Below are 4,288 nucleotides of genomic sequence, written 5' to 3' on the forward strand. Positions count from 1 at the left end.
TCCTCGTCGCCCGCGCCGCGCGGCCGACGCCACCCGCCCGGAACGAGACGTCCGGCACGGCGTCCGCGGCGCGGGCGACGAGGAGGAGGACGAGTCCGCAGGCGGCGACCAGGAGCCAGCCGGGGCGGGAGGCGTGGGCGAGCCCCGCCGGGCCGGTGTCCGCGACCAGGCCGCCGGCGAGGGCGATGCCGAGTGCGGCGCCGACCTGGCGCGCGGTGGACGTGATCGCCCCCGCCACGCCGGCCCGGGCGGGCGGCAGCCCGCTGACCGCGGTGGTGGTGATCGGCGCGTTGGCGAAGCCGAACCCGATGCCGATGAGCAGGTAGGCGACCAGGAGGAGGGCGATACTCGTGTCCTGGTCGAGCCCGGCCAGGCAGAGCCCGCCGGCGGTGAGGAAGCCGCCCGCCAGGAACAGCGGCAGCCGCGGGCCGCCACGGCCGACCAGCCGGCCCGACCAGGGTGCGCAGACGGTCGCCGCGAGCGCCATGGGCAGGGTCGCGGTTCCGGCGGCCAGCGGGGAGAAACCCCGGGTGTGCTGCAGATAGAGGGTGTTGAGCAGCAGCGCCGCGTTCAGCGCGACGAACACGGCCACGGCGCCCAGGACCGCCCCGCTGAACAGCGGGCCGCGGAAGAGCCGGAGGTCCATGAGCGGCTCGCGCCGGTGGCGCTCCACCCACACGAATCCGGCCGTGGCCGCGACGGCGACCGCGTAGGCGGCCTGCGCCGCCGGTGCTGTCCAGCCGATGCGGGGCCCCTCGATGAGGATGCCGACCCACACGCCGATCGTCACGGTCAGCAGGATCTGCCCCCCGAGGTCGAGCCGCCGCGCCCGCCCGGCCCGGGACTCGGGCACGAACACCGCGCTGAGCACGAGCGCGGCCACGACGACCGGCACGTTGATCCAGAACAGCGACCGCCAGCCGAGGCCCGCGACCAGGGCGCCGCCGGTGACCGGGCCGGCCGCCATGCTCAGCCCGAACACGGAGGCCCAGACGCCGATCGCCTGGGCCCGCTCCCGCGGATCGGGCATGGCGTTGACCACGATCGCGAGGGCCACGGGACTGAGCATGGAGGCGCCGATCCCCTGCACCGCGCGGGCCGCGACCAGCGCACCCACGGACGGGGCCAGCGCGCAGGCCAGCGAGGCGACACCGAAGACGGTCAACCCCCACTGGAACACCCGTCGGCGCCCGAACCGGTCCGCCAGCGCGCCGGAGGAGATCAGCAGCCCGGCCAGGACGACGGTGTACGCGTCCACGGTCCATTCGAGGCCGCGTGTCCCCACGTCCAGGCCGCGCCCGATGGCGGGCAGGCCGACGTTGACGATGGTGGTGTCCAGGCCCACCAGGAACATGCTCAGACAGCAGACGGCGAGCACCGTCCAGCGTCTGCGTCTGCTGAGGGCCAGGGGGTGCGCAGGGGTCGTGGTCGTCACGGTCGTCGTCCGCCTCTCCGGTACACGGGTCGTACCGGGCCAGGCTCGGGCAGGGCGACGCCGACCGGCGAACTTCTTTGCGGAGACGGCAAACAGGCGCCTCGTCAGGCGCGGTCGCGGCGCTCCAGCAGGCCGGCCACCTGCGACCGTACGACCTCCCACGCGGCGGCGGGCAGTTCACCGAGGGCCGTGCCGCGCAGTGCGCCGAGGGTCGCCTCGGCGTCGGTCCCGCAGAGGGTCGTGCCGCTGAGGACGTCGTAGCCGTCCCGCACGGCGACACGCACCCGGTCGGGCGCCCCGGGCTCGGCGTGCAGCGCCGAGGCCACGACCAGCGGCGGCTCTCCCCCGGCCTCGCCGGGCAGCTTGCGGTACGCCGAGGAGACCGGCGCTCGCCAGCGCAGACCGAGCAGGAGGGGGCGCTTGGCGACCACCTCGGCCAGGTCCGCGTCGCGGACGCCCTCCGGCTCCAGGACCGTCGCCCGGGCGTCCAGGACGAGTGCGGCGGGCAGCAGGCAGCGCAGCGTACTGCCGACGATGTTGCCGCCGACGGTCGCCGTCCGGCGTACGGCACCGGTGCCGACGGTGGCGGCGGCCAGCCGCAGCACGTCGGGGGCCTGGGCGTCGATCCGGTGCAGGACCACGGCGCCGCCCACGGTCTCCGGGCCCATGACGTTGGCCTCCGGCACCTCACGGAGGGACATGGCCAGTTCGGGGAATCCGTCCCGCTGCCAGGTCGCCCACACCAGAGTCGCCCCGCCTATCGGCACGGCGCCCTCCGCCAGGCATTCCCGGGCTTCTGTCACGGACGTGGGCAGACGCAGCAGCACGGCGGGCCACCTGCCTTTCTGGGGGCTCGGACGACGGGCGGGCGGATCCGGCCGGCTGCCCGCCGACAGCGCAGTCTTGTCGCACGGCCGGGGGCGCGTACAGGGCTCACACGCGCATGCCACGCGCGCCGACCACCGTCGACGCCGACGCACCACGGACCGCGGCGGGAAGCTGCCGACCGCCGCATCGGGACGCCGTCGGCACCACGGACCGGGGACGTGGAATGGCTGATGCCACTGGGGTGTTGGGGACGGGAGAAGCGGCTGTTGTCATGCCTGACGGAAGGAACCACGCTCCATGGCGCCCGACGCGCGTACGATCACCAACCCGGCCACCCTCCACGACCCGACGCCCTTCGGCTACAGTCACGCCGTCTCGGCACCGGGCCACCTCGTCTTCATCGCGGGCCAGTACGCCTCCGACGCCACCGGCGCCCCGGTGCCCGGCGACTTCGCCGCCCAGGTGGAGCTGGCCTTCGACCGCCTGCGGCTGGCCCTGGAGGCCGAGGGGCTCGGCTACGAACACGTCGTCCGGCTCGGCACCTTCATCGTCGACCACGACGCCGCGAAGCTGGAGGTTCTCGGCAAGGCCCTGCACGCGCGGTTCGGGGACCGGCTGCCGGCCCAGACGCTGAGCGGCGTGGCGTCGCTCGCGCTGCCCGGCATGCTGTTCGAGGTGGACGCGGTGGCCGTCCGGCCGGCCACGCCGGCCTCGGACACCCGCCCGGAGCACGCCTGAGCGGCCGACCGGCCTCGCGGCCCCTAGGGTGGGAGCTGTGACCGGCGAGACGGATCTGCGCACCCTGCTCAGCGACATGCGGCCCGAGCTGAACCCGGGCCGCTATGTCTTCACCATGGCCGAGGGCGGTGTGCCCTCCGGCGTCTCCCCGGTGGCCACGGTCGCCGAGCCGGAGGGCCTCACCCTCGTCGTGTCGCAGGCGGACGCGGACGCGGCCGGGATGGCGTACGACTACGTGGCCGGGTGGATCACCCTGCGCGTCCACTCCGCGCTGGCCGCGGTCGGTCTGACCGCCGCGGTCTCCCGCGCCCTCGCCGACGCGGACCTCAGCTGCAATGTCGTCGCCGGCTTCCATCACGACCACCTCTTCGTCCCCTACGAGCAGGCGGAGCGGGCGGTGGAGATCCTGCGGCGACTCGCCGCGTAGGCCGGGCTCGTCCGTAAATCACCGGCGACTCCCACGCACATCTAGTCAAATTTGACTACGGTTGTCTAGGGTTCTCGCGTGAGTGAGACGACGATTCCGATACTGCCGTGCCGCACCCTTCAGCCGGTTCTCGACTTCTACAGCGCCCTCGGCTTCGACGTGACGTTCCAGCAGACGAGCCCCAACCCGTACGCGGTGGTCGAACGCGGCGGCATCCAGCTCCACTTCTTCGGCATGAAGCGCTACGAGCCGACCGAGTCGTTCAGCACCTGCTACGTCCGGACCGACGACGTCGACGGACTGCACCAGGCCTTCCGGGCCGGTCTCGCGGCGAGGTACGGGAGGGTTCCGACCCGCGGACTGCCACGGATGGGGGCGCTGAGGGACACGTCGCACGGCATGCGGCAGTTCCTGATGACCGATCCGGGCGGCAACTGCATCCGCGTCGGCCAGCCGACGAGCGAGGACCTGCACCACCGGCCCGCGCCCAAGGAGACCTTCGCCCGGGCCCTGCACTACGCGTCCCTGTTCGCGGACTCCAGGGAGGACCCGGCGGCAGCCGCGAAGGTCCTCGACCAGGTACTGCGCCTCCAGGACGAGCGGCCCACGCCTGTGCAGCTGCTGCGCCTGCTGGTGCTGCGCGCGGATGTCGCCAGGCGCCTCGGCGACGAAGAGCTCGCGGTCTCCGCGCTCTCCAGGGCCGCCGCGATCCACCTCACCGCCGAGGAACGGGACTCGGTCGAGGACGACCTCGCGCGTCTGAAGGAGCTGCGGGCGTAGGGGGTTCCCCGCTGGACTCCCCGGCGTCGAGCCCGGACGCGAAGGCCCCCACCCCGCCGTGAGGCCCCCGGTCCCCGGAC

General features: G+C 74.0%; 5 protein-coding genes. 3 read left to right on the top strand and 2 right to left on the bottom strand.

The genetic code is table 11. The features are described from left to right. The coding region (locus CCN44_RS41290; protein WP_208639943.1) for an MFS transporter at nucleotides 1–1,435 on the bottom strand (1,435 nt) is incomplete at its 3' end. A gap of 104 nt (nucleotides 1,436–1,539) precedes the next feature. After that, nucleotides 1,540–2,262: an FAD binding domain-containing protein gene (locus tag CCN44_RS41295; RefSeq protein WP_079080821.1), complete on the bottom strand. Its 723-nt coding sequence runs from the start codon at nucleotides 2,260–2,262 to the stop codon at nucleotides 1,540–1,542. A 298-nt stretch (nucleotides 2,263–2,560) separates the two neighbouring features. Between CCN44_RS41295 and CCN44_RS41300 the strand changes: the two genes are divergently transcribed. The 3 genes from CCN44_RS41300 to CCN44_RS41310 all read left to right on the top strand — a co-directional run bounded on the left by CCN44_RS41300 (nucleotide 2,561) and on the right by CCN44_RS41310 (nucleotide 4,208). Beyond that, nucleotides 2,561–3,001, top strand: coding sequence for a RidA family protein (locus CCN44_RS41300; protein ID WP_059247164.1), 441 nt, complete (start codon nucleotides 2,561–2,563; stop codon nucleotides 2,999–3,001). A 37-nt stretch (nucleotides 3,002–3,038) separates the two neighbouring features. Then, nucleotides 3,039–3,428: an ACT domain-containing protein gene (locus tag CCN44_RS41305; RefSeq protein WP_086704344.1), complete on the top strand. Its 390-nt coding sequence runs from the start codon at nucleotides 3,039–3,041 to the stop codon at nucleotides 3,426–3,428. Nucleotides 3,429–3,506: 78 nt separating this feature from the next. Next, entirely contained in the window at nucleotides 3,507–4,208 is a 702-nt protein-coding gene (locus CCN44_RS41310) for a bleomycin resistance protein (RefSeq protein WP_086704346.1), read from the top strand. Nucleotides 4,209–4,288 lie beyond the last annotated feature (80 nt).

Origin of the sequence: Streptomyces tricolor, from assembly GCF_002155905.1 — a bacterium.
Taxonomy (GTDB): domain Bacteria; phylum Actinomycetota; class Actinomycetes; order Streptomycetales; family Streptomycetaceae; genus Streptomyces; species Streptomyces tricolor.

Coding starts and splice junctions, on each gene's coding strand:
- CCN44_RS41300 (WP_059247164.1), top strand. CDS start 2,561: ATGGCGCCCGACGCGCGTACGATCACCAACCCGGCCACCCTCCACGAC.